This is a genomic window from Streptomyces sp. NPDC102283, from assembly GCF_044766265.1.
Lineage (GTDB): Bacteria > Actinomycetota > Actinomycetes > Streptomycetales > Streptomycetaceae > Streptomyces.
In genome coordinates this window covers 24,839-40,027 of the sequence record NZ_JBIWLQ010000028.1, presented here as the reverse complement: position 1 = coordinate 40,027, position 15,189 = coordinate 24,839, and the positions used below count along the sequence as shown (strand labels likewise).

The 15,189-nt window shown below is 70.8% G+C and carries 12 protein-coding genes; 8 read left to right on the top strand and 4 right to left on the bottom strand.

The features are described 5' to 3' along the window. Nucleotides 1-187 precede the first annotated feature (187 nt). Nucleotides 188-1,633, bottom strand: a complete 1,446-nt coding sequence (locus ACIRJT_RS36020) for a glyceraldehyde-3-phosphate dehydrogenase (RefSeq protein ID WP_403918034.1) — start codon at nt 1,631-1,633, stop codon at nt 188-190. Nucleotides 1,634-2,056: 423 nt separating this feature from the next. Here ACIRJT_RS36020 and ACIRJT_RS36015 point away from each other — a divergent pair, with 423 nt between their 5' ends. Genes ACIRJT_RS36015 through ACIRJT_RS35995 form a run of 5 tightly spaced genes read left to right on the top strand, consistent with a single transcriptional unit; the run spans nt 2,057 to nt 6,167 of the window. Further along, nucleotides 2,057-4,180: an ATP-binding protein gene (locus tag ACIRJT_RS36015; protein ID WP_403918032.1), complete on the top strand. Its 2,124-nt coding sequence runs from the start codon at nt 2,057-2,059 to the stop codon at nt 4,178-4,180. Further along, complete coding sequence (locus ACIRJT_RS36010) at nt 4,177-4,611, top strand: roadblock/LC7 domain-containing protein (RefSeq protein ID WP_403918029.1); 435 nt, start codon at nt 4,177-4,179, stop codon at nt 4,609-4,611. The genes ACIRJT_RS36015 and ACIRJT_RS36010 overlap by 4 nt, the downstream gene beginning before the upstream one ends. Before the next feature lie 2 nt (nt 4,612-4,613). Beyond that, nucleotides 4,614-4,985 (top strand): DUF742 domain-containing protein, encoded by a 372-nt coding sequence (locus ACIRJT_RS36005; RefSeq protein WP_403918026.1) that lies wholly within the window; start codon nt 4,614-4,616, stop codon nt 4,983-4,985. Beyond that, on the top strand, nt 4,963-5,586 hold the full coding sequence (locus ACIRJT_RS36000) for a GTP-binding protein (RefSeq protein WP_403918024.1): 624 nt from the start codon (nt 4,963-4,965) through the stop codon (nt 5,584-5,586). Before ACIRJT_RS36005 ends, ACIRJT_RS36000 begins: the two co-directional genes overlap by 23 nt. Then, nucleotides 5,583-6,167 carry a GAF domain-containing protein gene (locus tag ACIRJT_RS35995; protein ID WP_403918022.1) on the top strand — a complete coding sequence of 195 codons (585 nt, stop codon included), beginning with the start codon at nt 5,583-5,585 and terminating at the stop codon, nt 6,165-6,167. The genes ACIRJT_RS36000 and ACIRJT_RS35995 overlap by 4 nt, the downstream gene beginning before the upstream one ends. Nucleotides 6,168-6,196: 29 nt before the next feature. Here ACIRJT_RS35995 and ACIRJT_RS35990 read toward each other — a convergent pair whose 3' ends face one another. Further along, nucleotides 6,197-7,219, bottom strand: a complete 1,023-nt coding sequence (locus ACIRJT_RS35990; protein ID WP_403918132.1) for a LacI family DNA-binding transcriptional regulator — start codon at nt 7,217-7,219, stop codon at nt 6,197-6,199. Between the two features lie 256 nt (nt 7,220-7,475). On the opposite strand from ACIRJT_RS35990, the gene ACIRJT_RS35985 reads away from it, so the two are divergent. The 3 genes from ACIRJT_RS35985 to ACIRJT_RS35975 are packed head-to-tail and all read left to right on the top strand — an operon-like array spanning nt 7,476 to nt 10,215. Next, entirely contained in the window at nt 7,476-8,339 is an 864-nt protein-coding gene (locus ACIRJT_RS35985; RefSeq protein ID WP_403918019.1) for an ABC transporter permease, read from the top strand. 26 nt (nt 8,340-8,365) lie between these two features. After that, complete coding sequence (locus ACIRJT_RS35980) at nt 8,366-9,388, top strand: ABC transporter substrate-binding protein (RefSeq protein WP_403918016.1); 1,023 nt, start codon at nt 8,366-8,368, stop codon at nt 9,386-9,388. Beyond that, on the top strand, nt 9,385-10,215 hold the full coding sequence (locus tag ACIRJT_RS35975) for an ABC transporter ATP-binding protein (RefSeq protein ID WP_403918015.1): 831 nt from the start codon (nt 9,385-9,387) through the stop codon (nt 10,213-10,215). The genes ACIRJT_RS35980 and ACIRJT_RS35975 overlap by 4 nt, the downstream gene beginning before the upstream one ends. Before the next feature lie 447 nt (nt 10,216-10,662). Here the strand turns inward: ACIRJT_RS35975 and ACIRJT_RS35970 are convergent, their stop codons facing one another. Together ACIRJT_RS35970 and ACIRJT_RS35965 are read right to left on the bottom strand one after the other, a co-directional pair. Beyond that, nucleotides 10,663-11,535: a sugar phosphate isomerase/epimerase family protein gene (locus ACIRJT_RS35970; RefSeq protein ID WP_403918012.1), complete on the bottom strand. Its 873-nt coding sequence runs from the start codon at nt 11,533-11,535 to the stop codon at nt 10,663-10,665. Nucleotides 11,536-11,543: 8 nt separating this feature from the next. After that, nucleotides 11,544-15,044, bottom strand: coding sequence for a ThuA domain-containing protein (locus ACIRJT_RS35965; protein WP_403918010.1), 3,501 nt, complete (start codon nt 15,042-15,044; stop codon nt 11,544-11,546). Nucleotides 15,045-15,189: the final 145 nt, after the last annotated feature.

Below are 15,189 nucleotides of genomic sequence, written 5' to 3'. Positions count from 1 at the left end.
GCCGACACCATGTCGTGCGGCCCCGGGGCGCGTTGATGGGGAGAGGCGATGGGCACCGACTACCGCCGAGCCTTCCCGCCCGGGTCCGGCCGCCCCGCGCCGAGGCGGCCGTCCCCGCACACGCCCGGTGCCCGGCAGGAGGCCTGCCGGGCACCGGGGGAGGTGCGTGCCGAGGAGCGTGCCGGGGTCAGACCGCCGGGGCCGGGTACGTCGGGTACTCCACGCCGGAGACGTGCTGGACGACCCGGATGACCTGGCACGAGTAGCCGAACTCGTTGTCGTACCAGAGGTAGAGGATGGCGTTGTCGCCGTCGACCTTGGTGGCGCCCGCGTCGACGATCGAGGCGTGGCGCGAGCCGATGAAGTCGCTGGAGACCGCGTCGGGCGCGCTGATGAAGTCGATCTGGCGCTTGAGCGGCGAGGCCAGCGAGACGTTGCGGAGGTAGTCGAGGACCTCTTCACGGGTGGTCTCGCGCTCCAGCCGCAGGCTGAGGATCGCGATCGAGACGTCCGGCACCGGGACGCGGATCGAGCTACCGGTGATCGGCGCCTTCAGCTCGGGCAGTGCCTTCGCCACGGCCGAGGCGGCGCCGGTCTCGGTGATGACCATGTTGAGCGCCGCCGAACGGCCACGGCGGTCGGAGCTGTGGTAGTTGTCCAGCAGGTTCTGGTCGTTGGTGTACGAGTGGACGGTCTCCACGTGCCCGCGCAGTACGCCGTACTTGTCCGCCATCGCCTTCAGCGGCGGGACGATCGCGTTGGTCGTGCAGGACGCGCAGGACAGGATCCGCTCGTCCGGCTTGACCGTCTCGTGGTTGACGCCGTGCACGATGTTCGGGACGTCGCCCTTGCCGGGCGCGGTCAGTACGACCTTGGCGATGCCCGCCCGGAGGTGCTTGGAGAGGCCCTCGCGGTCGCGCCACCGGCCGGTGTTGTCGATCAGGATGGCGTCCTTGATGCCGTACGCCGTGTAGTCGACCTCTGTCGGGTCGTCGGAGTAGATCACCTGGATCTCGTTGCCATTGGCGATGATCCTGCTGTTCGCCTCGTCGACGGTGATCGTGCCCTGGAACTGGCCGTGGATCGAGTCGCGCCGCAGCAGCGAGGCGCGCTTGACGATGTCCTGACCGGAGCCCTTGCGGACGACGATGGCCCGCAGGCGCAGGCCGTTGCCCGAGCCGGCCTTCTCGATGAGCAGGCGGGCGATGAGCCGGCCGATACGACCGAAGCCGTAGAGGACCACGTCACGCGAAGCGCGGCGCTCGATCTTGTTGGCGCCCGTCGCCCCGGCGACGGCTTCGGAGGTGAACTCCTCGACCGAGAGTCCGCGCCCGTCGGCCCGGTACGTCGCGGCCAGCATGCCTATGTCGATCTGGGAGGGGCCGAGATCGAGCGTCGTCAGGGCCTTCAGGAAGGGCATCGTCTCGGTGACCGAGAGCTCCTCGCCCGCGATCTGCCGGGCGAAGCGGTGCGTCTTGAGGATGCTGACCACCGACTTGTTCACCAGGGAGCGGCTGTGCAGCAGGACATTGACGTCCTGCTCGCGGTGCAGCTTCCCGATGATCGGGATCATCGACTCCGCGATCTCCTCGCGGTGCATCCAGTTGGTGAACGAGTCGTCATTGACAGTCACAAGTTTATCTTTCGAGCTAGGCGGCGCTCATATGGTAACCGGCCGGGCCCTCGCCCCGTCGGGTGGTCCCTTACCTGCGGGTAAACCCCGCAGGGGTGCCCCGGACGCGGCCTGGACGGCCCCGAAGTGTCCAGCATGTGGGCGGCGCCGCGGTGCCCCGGGTCGAATCGGGGTCAAGGTGGCGCAATCGGGCGCACGTGCGAGAGGTCATACCAGAGTGGGACGGATGGCGGGCAAGTTCGACAACTGCCCGTCGCGCATACGCCATTGACGACTACCGTGTGTGCCCGGTGATCAACGGTGGGCTCATAACGTTCGGGCCTGCCCGACCGATGACCCGCGCCTGACCGACCACCGTAGGGGCCACCTCATGGACGCCGGCACGACCGCCGATCTCCCGTGCCCCCTGTACCGAGGACGCTGATGTCTCAACTTCGCGCACCCGACGCGCGACCGGACCGCCGTGAGGGCGGGCGGCACGGCCGCCCCGGCACGCGCGCCCACTCGGCCACGAGCAGGCCGCGCGCCGCAGTGCCTGCCCCCGACGCCCGCATACGGCCCCAGCTGTTGCGGACCGCGCTGCTCCCGGCCGTCGCCGCCGTGCTCAGCGGCGCCGCGGCCGTCATCTTCACCGTCCGTGCCGGAGCCGTCGACGCCTCGCCCAGCCTCTGGGCGGCGCTCGGCGGATCCGGCGCGCTCGCCGTCGCCGCCGTCGCCGCCGCCTACCTCGGCGCCAACCGCGTCGCCGGCCAGGTGCTCGACCGGGCCCTCGCGCTCCGGCGTGCCAGCGCCCAGGGCCAGGCCGAGCTGCGACGGGTGATGGAACAGCTCAGCAACGGGGAAGCCGTCGCCGCCCGGCCGCCGGCGCAGCCCCCCGCGCCCGGAGCCGACGCCTTCGACCTGCTCGGACAGGAGATGGCGCGGGCCCAGGGCGCCGCCGTGGCCGCCGTCGTCCAGGCGTCCCAGCTCTTCAGCAGCGCCGGCAACGAACAGAAGGTCGAGGTCTTCGTCAACCTCGCGCGACGGCTGCAATCACTCGTCCACCGCGAGATCCAGATCCTCGACGAGCTGGAGCACGAGGTCGAGGACCCCGATCTCCTCAAGGGCCTCTTCCACGTCGACCATCTCGCCACCCGGATCCGCCGCCACGCGGAGAACCTCGCCGTGCTCGGCGGGGCCGTCTCCCGGCGGCAGTGGAGCAACCCGGTCACCATGACCGAGGTGCTCCGCTCGGCCATCGCGGAGGTCGAGCAGTACCCCCGGGTCAAGCTGGTCCCGCCGATAGAGGGCACCCTGCGCGGCCACGCCGTCGCCGACGTGATCCACCTGCTGGCCGAGCTGGTCGAGAACGCCACGGTGTTCTCCGCCCCGCACACCCAGGTGCTGCTGCGCGTCCAGCACGTCACCGCCGGCCTCGCCCTGGAGGTGGAGGACCGCGGTCTCGGGATGCCGGACCACGAGCAGAAGCGGATGAACGCCCTGCTCTCCGACCCCGACCAGGTCAACGTCGCCCACCTGCTCCAGGACGGCCGGATCGGCATGTTCGTCGTCTCGGCCCTGGCTCGTCGCCACGGCATCGCCGTCCGGCTGCAGAGCAACATCTACGGCGGTACGCAGGCGGTGCTGGTCCTCCCGCAGTCGCTGCTCGGCACCGACCCCGACGCCCCGCAGCCGCCCGGCGCCGTGCCCGTACCGCCCCCCGGCGCCGTGCACCGGCCGCCCGTCGAGGCCCAGGCCCCCGCCGCCCCGCCGCGGAGCGGCACGACCCGGTCCTCGGCTCCGGCCATGACCTCCACGGGCGCACCGCCGCAGGGGACCGGCCATCAGCAGAACGGCGGCCCGCGGCCGCCGGCGGGCGATCACCGGCAGAACGGCAGCCCGCAACCGCCCGCGGGGGAGGCCCCACCCCTCCCGCCGCGCGCCGAGCGCCTCGACCGCCCGGCGCCGCACGCCTCCCTGCCCGAGCGCGACGACGGCCCGGCCCCGTCCCGCTCCCGGCCCGACCTGCCCAAGCGGACGAATCAGGAATCCCTCGTCCCGCAGTTGCGCGAGGCGCCCGTCCCGCGTGTCGAGGACGAGCACGCCGTGCACGACCCGGGTCTCATGGCGGCCTTCCGCCGCGGCGTCGATCTCGCCGAGGCCCAGACCGCCCGGGAGGAGAGCGCCGACGACGGATACGGAAGCCCGGGTGCCACGGGGACCGGGGGCCGGACCGCGCTGGACGCCCCGCTGGAGTCCCTCTCGCCCCTTCCCGTACGCGGAGCCACCATCCCGCCCGACCGCCCTGCCCCGCCCGGCCGCCCAGGTCCGGCCGAGGCGTCGCGACCGGACCACGCACGGCCCGTGGCCGGTCTGCCCGTACCGGACAGCTACCCGCCCGACGCGTACCCGCACGACAGCCCCGCGTACCAGCGCGGCACCTACGCCGGGAGCGCCCACGACCGCGAACCGGGCGAGCCCGGAGCGTTCGCGGCCGAGACCTTCCTGCCGGGCCGGATCGTCCCGGAACCCCGAAAAGACACCACCTTCAAGGAGCAGACACCATGACGACCGAAATGCCGTCCGGTCAGGTCTCGGACCTGGACTGGCTGCTGAGCGGACTGGTCCAACGCGTGCCCTACACACGCAGCGCGGTCCTGCTCTCCGCCGACGGGCTGGTGAAATCCGTGCACGGCATGGACCCCGACAGCGCCGACCACATGGCAGCCCTGGCCGCCGGCCTCTACTCGCTGGGCCGCAGTGCCGGCGCCCGCTTCGGGGACAACGGGGACGTACGGCAGGTGGTCGTCGAACTGGACTCCACGCTCCTGTTCGTCTCCACTGCCGGATCCGGCACCTGTCTCGCCGTCCTCTCGGGGCGCGAGGCGGACGCCGCGGTGCTCGGTTACGAGATGGCGATGCTGGTCAAGAGTGTCCGCCCCTATCTGGCGACCCCGCTGCGGCAGCCGGCCGGGGCGCCGTTCACCCCGGGGCGCTGAGGATGCCGGTCCCGCAGGACGGGCCCCTGCTCGACGACGCGGCCGGCCGGCTGATCCGCCCGTACACGATCAGCAACGGCCGCACCCGGCCGTCCACCGAGTTCGACCTGCTGTCCCTGATCATGGCCACGGGCATCGAGCCGGACATTCCGCTCGGACCGGAGCACACCGTGGCCCTCGGCATGTGCGAAGGGCCGATGTCCGTCGCCGAGATCGCCGCGCACCTCCGGCTGCCCGCGGTCGTCGCCAAGGTCATCCTCTCCGACCTGGTCGCCTGCGGTGCGGTCACCGCGCACGCTCCCGCCTTCCACGACATGCCCACCGACCGATCCCTGCTGGAGGCAGTGCTCGATGGTTTACGACGACAGCTCTGACCGCACCCGAACCTCCGAGTTCTTCCCCGTGGCACTCAAGGTCCTGGTCGCCGGTGGATTCGGCGTCGGCAAGACGACGTTCGTGGGCGCGGTCAGCGAGATCGCCCCGCTGAGCACCGAGGAACTGCTGACCCAGGTGAGCGTGGGGACGGACAATCTGGAGGGCGTCGAGTCCAAGACGGCCACCACCGTCGCCATGGACTTCGGGCGCATCACCCTCTCCGAGCAGCACGTGCTCTACCTGTTCGGCACACCGGGCCAGGAACGCTTCTGGTTCATGTGGGACGAGCTCTCCCACGGCGCGCTCGGGGCCGTGGTGCTGGCCGACACCCGGCGCCTCGCCGAGTGCTTCGCCGCCGTGGACTTCTTCGAACGGCGCGGCATCGGATTCATCGTCGCCGTCAACGAGTTCGACGGCGCCTACCGCTACGAGCCGGACGAGGTCCGTGCCGCGCTCGACCTCGGGCCCGAGGTGCCCGTCGTCCTGTGCGACGCCCGGATCGCCAGCTCCGGCACGGGCGCCCTCGTCACCCTCGTACAACACCTCATCAACGCCACCACGGCGCCCGCCCCACTACAGACCTTCGGAGCCCACCCGTGACATCCTTCGCCACCGGCCGGATGCTCCTGACGCCCACCGACCGGCACGGCCCGGCCCGCGCGCAGCGGCTGCGCAAGCTGGATCTCGGCGAACGCCCCGACGCCTCCTACGACAATTTCGACGCCTTCGCCGACAAGGTGGCGGAAGTCACCGCCACACCCTTCTCGATGGTCAACTTCATCGACGAGAACCGGCAGTTCTTCGCGGGACTGCACACGCCCACGGGCAACCGCGGCGGCCACCAACTCGGTTCGGCCGCGGCGGGCAGCAACCGCAGCAGCCGGTACATGGCCCGCGACCACGGCTACTGCCCGCACGTCCTCGTCCGGCGCAAGGCCCTCGTCCTGGACGACGTCTGCGACTACCCGCGCTTCGCGGGGAATCCGGTGGTGGACGACATAGGCATCCGCTCCTACCTCGGGGCGCCGCTGATCGACCGCACCGGCATCGCGCTGGGCACCGTCTGTGCCGTCGACACCGTGCCGCGCCCCTGGGGCCGGGCCGGGCTCGACACCATCAAGTCGCTCGCCCATGAACTCGTCCTCCAGATCGACGACCGGGAGGGCCACCACCCCCTCTGACGCCATCTCCTCCACAGGCGGTGCCGTGCTCAACTCCCCGGCGGTGCGGCGGTGCTGCCCCGCAGGACCACGTTCCCCTCGATCCGCAGCACCCGGGAGCGCCCCGCCCCCGAAGGCGTCCGCAGGGCGAGGGCGATCACCTGCTCGCCCATCTCCGTGAGCGGCAGCGCCACCGTGGTCAGCGGCGGTGACACCTCGCGTACGACGGGGATGTCGTCGAACCCCGCGAGCGACATGTCCTCGGGGACGCGTACGCCGGCCTCCCGCAGCGCGGCGAGCGCGCCGACGGCCATCACATCGGTCACCGCGAACACGCAGGTCGGCCGCGGGCCCCCGGAGGCCAGCAACCGCCGTGCCGCAGCGTGTCCGCCCTCCCGCGTGAACGCGCCCCGCACCACCCGCTCCAGAGCGATGCCCGCCGTGGCGAGACCCTCGCGAAATCCCGCCAACCGGTCAGCCACCGTGGTCAGTTCGGGAGGCCCGCTCAGCACCGCGAAGTCCCGGTGGCCCAGGGCGACCAGCGAGGCCGCGAGCGCCGCCGCCCCGGCCCGGTTCTCCGGCTGCACGGTGTCCACCCGCATGCTCCGGTGCCGGCTGACCACCGCGACCCGCCCGCCCGCCCGGACGTAGGGCTCCAGCTCCGCGTCCATCGCCCGCTCCCAGCCCCGGTCCTGGAAGCCGGAGCCGATGAGCAGGATGGCCCGGGCCCGCTGGGCGCGCAGCATCGAGACGTACGCGATCTCCCGGGCCGGTTCGCGGAAGGTGGAGGCCAGCATCACCAGCAGGTCCTGCTCGGCGGCGGCGCGCATCACCCCACTGGCGATGCCCGCGAAGTAGGGGTCGCCCACGTCGTGGCAGATCAGCCCGACCGTACGGTTGCCCTCGGGGCTGGCGAGGGCCTGGGCGTGGGCGTTGGGGATGTAGCCGAGGAGATCGGCCGCCGCGCGGACCCGCCCGCGCAGATCGTCGCGGACCCGGGTGGTGCCGTTCAGCGCCCGGGACGCGGTGGCGAGCGAGACGCCCGCCTCGCGCGCCACCGCGTCGAGCGTCACATGGGCTGCGGGGGCCCGTCGTCGCGTATCGGGGCGGACCGGTGTTTCCCGTTCACTCAACTCGACCCCCAGGGGTGCGGTGGTGGCAGGGTCCCGAAACTTCGGGACGACCTATTGACCGTGCGAGGGAGCAGTCATTAGCGTGGCGGCACCTTACCAGAAAGCGCTTTCTGAAAGCGCCTTCACGGTAAGGGTCCGCAGCATCGCAGCATTGCACAGGTCTCCACAACTGCCCCCGAAGTCCAGGGAGTTCATCGTGAGCCAGAGCGCGTTGGCCAAGCGCCCCGCCGATGTGGCGGGGGTCGCCCGCAGGGATGGCCCCACGACCGGGGAGCGGCTCGCCCGCGCGGCGGAGCAGAGCTGGCGGCCCCTCGCCCTGTTGCTGGCCGCTCTGGTGGTCTGGTGGGTGATCGCGGCCGCCGAGCTGATCGAGCCCTATCTCGTGCCGTCGCCCGGCGCCACGCTGGACGTCCTGACCTCGAAGACCGGGTACCTCTGGCAGCACACCTGGGTGACGACGTACGAGACGCTCCTCGGCTTCGTCATCGCGGTCGCCGTCGGTGTGCTCGCCGCGGTGGTGATGGTCTACTCCTCGACGGTGGAGCGCACCCTCTACCCGATCCTGCTCTTCGCCCAGGTCGTGCCGAAGATCGCCATCGCCCCGCTGTTCGTCGTGTGGCTCGGGTTCGGCATCGCCCCCAAGATCCTCATCGCCGTGCTCATCGCCTTCTTCCCGGTGGTGATCTCGATGGTCACCGGGCTCAAGGCGGTCGATCCCGAGATGCTCCAACTGTCCGCAACCATGGGGGCGAAGCCCTGGCAGACCTTCGTGAAGATCCGGTTCCCGGCCTCCCTGCCGCACCTGTTCTCCGGGCTCAAGGTGGCCGTCACCCTCGCGGTGACCGGTGCGGTCGTCGGCGAGTTCGTCGGGGCGAACGAAGGACTCGGCTACGTCATCCTCCAGGCCAACGGCAACCTCGACACCCCGATGCTCTTCGCGGGGCTGCTGGTGATGTCGCTGATCGGCGTCGTGCTGTTCGTCATCGTCGAGATCGCCGAGAAGCTGCTCCTGCCGTGGCACGCCAGCCGGCGTGAGTCCTCGGCCACCACCACGTTCTGAATCCCCGTCGCGAGAAGGGCCATCCCATGCATGCGCGCAGACTCCTGATCGGTGTCGTACCCCTCGCTCTGGTGGCCGCCACCGCCTGCGGCGGCGAGGACGCGTCGACCAGCACCAGTGACTCCGGCAAGAAGCTGGACAAGGTCACCCTGACGCTCAACTGGTATCCGTACGGCGAACACGCGCCGTTCTACTACGGCAAACAGCAGAAGATCTTCGAGAAGCACGGCATCGACGTGGACATCCGGGCGGGCCAGGGCTCCCAGAAGACGGTCCAGGCGACGGCCGCCGGGCAGACCGACTTCGGCTGGGCCGACACCCCGGCCCTGCTCGCCGGCGTCGACCAGGGCGTCCAGGTGAAGAGCCTCGGCGTCTTCCTCCAGACCACCCCGGCCTCCGTACAGTCCTTCGACGCCAAGGGCATCGGCGGGCCCGCCGACCTGAAGGGACGGACGATCGCCGGGACGGCCGGGGACGCGCTGTCCAAGACCTTCCCGATCTTCCTGAAGAAGAACGGCATGGGGGAATCGGACGTCACCGTCCAGAACACCGACCCGGCGGGTAAGATCGCCGCGGTGATATCGGGGAAGACCGACGGGCTGCTCGGCTACGCGAGCGACCAGGGCCCGATCATGCAGGACAAGGCCAGGAAGCCGGTGTCCTACATCCGGTTCTCCGAGCACGGACTGAACTTCTACTCCAACGGGCTGCTCGCCGGGCAGAAGATCCTCAGCTCGAAGCCGGAGGTGGCGGAGCGCATGGTGAAGGCGGTCAGTGAAGCGTGGGCGGCCGCCGCGAAGGCGCCCGAACCGGCCGTGGCGGCGATGGAAGGAGCCTCCGGGCAACTGCCGCCGAAGGCGGTGCTGTCCGAGCAGTTCGCGACGACGCTGACCCTGCTCCACACGGCGGCGACCAAGGGCAAGGCGCCCGGAGTCAACACCGAGGCGGACTGGCAGCAGACCATCGACGTGTTCGCCGAGGCCGGCATGGTCACGAAGCCGAAGGCCGTGGCGGAGTACTGGGACACCGAGAAGGCGCTGAAGGGATGACGATGCAGAAGCAGCAGACGACCCCTCGCGCCGGGTCGGCCGTCGGGTCGGGCCCTGCGGCGGCGGTCCGGCTCGCGGACGTGTCGGTTCGCTTCCGCAGCAAGAAGCGCGACGTCACCGCGATCGGCGATGTTTCGCTGGACGTGGCGCCGGGCGAGTTCGTCGCCATCGTCGGGCCGTCGGGGTGCGGCAAGTCCACCCTCCTCAAGCTGGTGGCCGGCCTGCTCACCGCCTCCTCGGGGGAGGTCCTGCTGGGCGGTGAGCGCGTCACCGGGCCCCGGCACGACATCGGTTACGTCTTCCAGCGCGCGGCCCTGCTGGAATGGCGCTCGGCGCTGCGCAACATCCTGCTCCAGGCGGAGATCCGGCACATGGAGCCGACGGTGGCGCGCGCCAGGGCCGACGAGCTGATCCGGATGACCGGCCTGACCGGCTTCGAGGACGCCTACCCGCACGAACTCTCCGGCGGAATGCAGCAACGCGTAGCGCTCTGCCGGGCGTTGCTCCACGAACCGCCGGTCCTCCTGATGGACGAGCCGTTCGGCGCGCTCGACGCCCTCACCCGCGAGCAGATGAACACCGAGCTGAACCGGATCTGGCGGACCACCGGCACCACGGTCCTGCTGGTCACCCACTCCATCTCGGAGGCGGTCTACCTGGCCGACCGGGTCGTGGTGATGAGCCCGCGCCCCGGCACCGTCACGGAGATCATCGACGTGGGCCTGCCCGCCGAGCGCGACTACAGCGAGACGCTGGGCCGCCCGGAGTTCCGTGCCGCGGCGGCGCACATCCGGGATCTGCTGGGCGCGGTGTCCGCACAGGACTGATGTCCGCGCAGGACTGAGGGGAGCCCGAGGGGCGGCGGGAAGCGGTGGAACGGTACGTGCCGGGCAGGCCTCCTGCCCGGCACGGTCGCGTAACGGGGTGCCGGGGCACGCGGCGCGCGGCGGGGCTACGGCCGTACGGTCACGGCGTCGATGCCGGCCGCGCGCCATTCGCATGCCAGCAGTTCGGAGGGAGCCGAGGGGCTCCTCGTCCCCGTGCAAACGGTCGTCCACCACGGCCTGCGTTCCCGAACAGCGTGTGGCCGCCCCGCATGCGTCGCAGGTGGTCGACCAGTGGACCGTTGCGAAGTGCACCGCGACAGAACCTCGTTCGGTGGGTGGGCCATATGGGGCCACCCCGGAAGGCGCCGCGCGTCCGCCCGGCGCCGAACGCGGTCCGGCCCCGGGCGCCGTACCGCGCGCCCGGGGCCGGACCGCCGGCTCCCTCGCTCAGTAGCGCAACCGGGACAGATACCGGTAGCTGGTCCGCGCCGAGGCGAACGGATCGGCCGGGGCGTCGTGCTCCACCAGCCACTGCTTGACCCCGCCCTGTCGCGCGGTGTCGAACATGGCCGGGAAGTCCAGGATCCCCGACCCGACGTCCGCGAAGTCCCCGTTCGGCGCCATGTCCTTCACATGGAGGGCAGGGAAGCGGCCCCGGTGCCGGACGAACAGTTCGCCCGGGTCGGAGGAGCCGCCCTCGGCCGCCCAGTACACGTCCAGCTCGAAACCGACCAGCTCCGGATCGGTCTCGTTCAGCAGGATGTCGTACAGGCTGACGCCGCCCACCACCTCATGGTCGCCGCCGTGATTGTGGTAGAGCAGCTTCAGCCCGGACTCCCGGGCGGCCAGACCCGCCCGGTTGAACTGCCGTGCCACCTCCCGGTATCCGTCCGGCGAGTGCAGCGAACCCGGCAGGCTCGGCACCACGATCCACTTGCCGCCCAGCGTATGGACGTCCTCCAGCGCCTGCGGCAGTCCGGAGCCCGTCACGATGTCGTAGCCGACGTGCTCCAGCACGGCCTTGAGCCGGGAACGGTCCAGCATCTGCCGTATCCCGGAGGGGGCGTTGCCGTGCCGGCCGCTGACGCCGACGGTCGCGTACCCGATCTCCGCGAGCCGCTCCAGCGTCCCCGAGAAGTCCGCGGCGAGCGGCGTCCGCATGGTGTACAGGTGCATCCCGATCCCTGACGTGGGGATGCGCCGACAGCCCTGGCGGTCGGCCGCTGCGGCCGGGGCCGCGCCGAGCCCGACGGCGGCCACCGCCCCCAACGCCGTACCGAGAAAGGCTCTTCGGGCTCCATGCGCTTGCTTCGTTCCCATGGGGCTCCTCACTTCACGTCGATGCGGACGGCGCCGCTGCTCGTGTCACCCTTGTCGTCGGTGACCGTCAGACGCGCGGTGTAGGCGCCCCTGCGGTCATAGGTGTGCGTCGCCGTCGCGCCCTCGGGCCCGGACGGCTTCACGTTGTCGCCGAAGTCCCAGTGGTACGAGGCGATCGTGCGGCCCTGAGCGGGCCTGACCGTGCTGGTCAGCGACACGGCGAGCGGAGCGGTGCCGGAGGTGGGCCCGGCCTTCACCGTCACCTTGGCCCCGGCCTTCTTCTCCACGCCCGGGCCGTTGAAGTGCAGCCAGTCGACCGAGAGCAGATCGGCCTTGCCGGGAGCCCAGTCCGGGTTGGTGAAGACGGCGTACAGCGTGGTCGTGCCCCCCGGGTTCTTGAGCTTCGTCGTCGGAGAGATCAGCTTCTCGTAGCCGCCGGTGTTCGGGATCTTCACCGAGCCCAGCAGCGCGCCGATGGGGGAGCCGGCCCGGAACTCCACCGTCGCACCGAGCCCGCCCGACGACGCGCCGACCGTCACGGAGTCGACGCCCTTGAGGTTCACCGGGTCGAAGCCGATCCAGTCACCGTCCTCGATCTCGATCAGCCGCTTGCCGCCGGACGCGTCGGCCCGGCTGCCGATGTCCACGCCGCCGTTCGAGCCACCCGTCGCCGTGCGGTGCTCGGCCTCACGGAAGGAGGTGCGCAGGGTCAGCGAGGTCGAGCCGGTCAGCGCCGGGGCGTCGGCAGCCCCCTTGTCCTCGTACTGCGCGGTGATGCCGTAGTAGAGGTTCTGTCCCGGACCGTGGCTGTCCCCGGCGTCCGTGACGATCTCGCCCGTGCAGCCGGTGTAGTTGTCCAGCGGGTGCAGATGGGTGTCATGACCGAGCTGCGACTGCACCACGACCCGCGAGCAGTCGATCGGACCGCGCCGACCGTCCTCCTTGTCGGTCACCTTCACCGTGAACGGGATCGTGTCCCCGAAGCTGAACATGCCTCCTTCCGGCGGCTGTTGGATCGTCACCTCGGGCCTGGTGTTGCCCACGGTGATGTCCTGCACCGCCAGCGCCGTCAGTTCGTCGGGGCCGGTCACGGTCAGCCGTGCGGTGTGCAGCCCCTTGGCGGTGTACGTGTGCGAGGGGCTGGCCTCCGTCGAGTCCGTGGTGCCGTCGCCGTCGAAGTCCCAGGCATAGCCGACCGGTTGGTCTCCGGGCAGCCCCGAGCCCTCGCTGGAGAACTTCACGGTCAGCGGGTCCGTTCCGCTGTCCCGGTCGACGGAGATCTTGGCGTCGGGCAGTCGGCCGTCGCCGACGTAGTCGATCCGGTAGATGCCCGCGCCCTCGTTGCTGCCGCCGCGGCCGGTGCCGCTCCCCAGGCCGAAGTCGATGACGTACATGGCCCCGTCAGGACCGAAGTCCGCGTCGAAGGGCTGGTTCCACTCCATGTCCTCGAAGATGCCGTTGATCGACTGGAGGTCACCCGCTTCCACGGGGTCGAACCGGGGATCGGTGAAGGTCTGGTCCTCGCTCTGGAACGAGAACGTCTTGAACCAGCGCCGGGTCAGCTCGTAGTTGAACGCCTTCCCGTCGAAGTACTCCGGAAATTTGGTCCGGTAGGTGTTGTCCGGGTCGTAGTCGTAGACCGGGCCGCCCATCGGGCCGCCCCCGCCGGTGCCCACCTCCGGGAACTCGGCCGAGGCGGAGTAGGCGTACCAGACCGTGGCGGGCTGGGCCGGCGGCAGCTCCCGCAGACCGGTGTTGTTCGGCGAGTCGTTGACCAGGGCGGAGCAGTCGAACTTCGGCCCGGACGTCTTCGTCGTGAAGTCGTAGTCGTTGAAGGGGGTGTTGTTCCCGACGCAGTACGGCCAGCCGAAGTTCCCCGCCCCGGTGATGCGGGTGTACTCGACCGTGCCCTCCGGGCCCCGGTCCGCCTTCGCCGCGCGGGCGTCGGGGCCGTAGTCCGCGACCATCAGGGCCCCGCTCAGCGGATCGGTGGCGATCCGGAACGGGTTGCGCACGCCCATCGCGTAGATCTCGGACCGGGTCTTCTCCGCACCCGGGGCGAAGAGGTTCCCCTCGGGAACGGAGTACGTGCCGTCGTCCTCGGGGGTGATCCGCAGGATCTTGCCGCGCAGATCGTTGGTGTTGCCCGCGGTCATCTGAGCGTCCCAGGCGCGGCGGCCCTCGCCCTCGTCGATCGGTGTGAAGCCGTCCGAGGCGAACGGGTCGGTGTTGTCGCCGGTCGCCGCGTACAGGTTGCCGTCCTTGTCGAAGGCGAGCGAACCGGCCATGTGCGAGTTGGCCCGGCCCTCACCGCGCAGCGTCGGCACGGTCAGCAGCCGCTTCTCCGACGCCGGGTCGACGGTGTTGCCGTCCGCGGTGAAACGGGACAGGTTCAGCCGCTTCTCGACCTTGTCGGAGTACAGCAGATAGAGCCAGTTGTTCTCCGCGAAGCCGGGGTCGAGCGTCAGCCCCAGCAGCCCGTCCGACTGGCTGGTCATCTCGGGGGTGTAGGCGAAGTCCAGCGCGGTGGAGACCTTCATCGTCTCCTGGTCGATCACCTTCAGCTTGCCGGTCCGCTGAGCGAAGAACACCCGGCGGTCGGGAGTGACGGCGAGCTCGAACGGGTCGGCCAGATCGCTCGTGGCGAGCGGAGTCCGCTGGAACGAACCCGTACGGGTCGCGGTGCAGTCGCCCTCCGCCGCGCCGGCCGCCCACTGGATGCCGCCGAGGAGGTGCTGGACGAACCTTTCCTCGTGGAAGGACGCCTCGTCGTGCCCGCCCGCCGTGAACCACGAGCGGCCCCCGTCGTAGTTCTGGCACCAGGAGAACGGGTGATCGACGCCCTCGTCGAGTCCGTCGATCCCGTCCCGCACCTTGATCTGGGCGAGGGTGTGCACCTTGGACGTGGGATTGGCGCGCCAGTTGTACCACTCCTCCTGGCGCTCCCAGAGGTCGGGAAGGTGCTTCGTCGAGGGGTGCGTGTGGTCGAGGACCTTGACCCGGCCGGTCTGGGGGGTGGGGTGCTTGTCGAAGATCGCGCCGACCAGCCCTTCGTACCACTCCCAGTCGCGTTCGCTGGCGGACGCGGAGTGCAGGCCGACCCAGCCGCCGCCCGCCCGGACGTACCGCTGGAGTGCGGCCCGCTCCTCGGAGTCGAGCAGGTCATCCGTCTCCGGGGTGGAGTTGGTGTTGTTGAAGACGACCGCCTGGAACCGGCCGAGGTCGGCGTCGTTGAAGACCGAGGAGTCGGCGGTGGCCTCCACCCCGAAGTCGTGCTCGGCGCCGAGCTTCCGCACCGCCTCGATCCCGGCCGGGATCGAGGTGTGGTCGGAGTTGGTGACCTCGGAGTAGACGAGCACCCGGTACGAGGCGGCCGCCTGCGCGTCGGTCGGCGACGCCACCAGCAGGGCGAGGACCAGCGCCAGGAGCGAGGTGACGGCGATGAGGGGGGAGGGGCCGCCGGGGGGTCGGCCGACGTGGCCGGCCCGGCGTAACGAACGGCGTCTCATGGGGCGCTCCCTGTGCGGTAGATGCCGACGAAGGGGGATAGAAAGCGCTTTCTGGAGTACGTCGTTCAGAGTAGGTTCAGCTCTCCGACGGGGTCAATGGGTCTGCGGGGCCCAGCGCGCCGGGCGGGGCACGAGGCGCGGTCGC

Coding starts and splice junctions, on each gene's coding strand:
- ACIRJT_RS35965 (WP_403918010.1), bottom strand. CDS start 15,044: ATGAGACGCCGTTCGTTACGCCGGGCCGGCCACGTCGGCCGACCCCCC.
- ACIRJT_RS36015 (WP_403918032.1), top strand. CDS start 2,057: ATGTCTCAACTTCGCGCACCCGACGCGCGACCGGACCGCCGTGAGGGC.
- ACIRJT_RS35970 (WP_403918012.1), bottom strand. CDS start 11,535: ATGGGAACGAAGCAAGCGCATGGAGCCCGAAGAGCCTTTCTCGGTACG.
- ACIRJT_RS36010 (WP_403918029.1), top strand. CDS start 4,177: ATGACGACCGAAATGCCGTCCGGTCAGGTCTCGGACCTGGACTGGCTG.
- ACIRJT_RS35975 (WP_403918015.1), top strand. CDS start 9,385: ATGACGATGCAGAAGCAGCAGACGACCCCTCGCGCCGGGTCGGCCGTC.
- ACIRJT_RS35980 (WP_403918016.1), top strand. CDS start 8,366: ATGCATGCGCGCAGACTCCTGATCGGTGTCGTACCCCTCGCTCTGGTG.
- ACIRJT_RS36005 (WP_403918026.1), top strand. CDS start 4,614: ATGCCGGTCCCGCAGGACGGGCCCCTGCTCGACGACGCGGCCGGCCGG.
- ACIRJT_RS36000 (WP_403918024.1), top strand. CDS start 4,963: ATGGTTTACGACGACAGCTCTGACCGCACCCGAACCTCCGAGTTCTTC.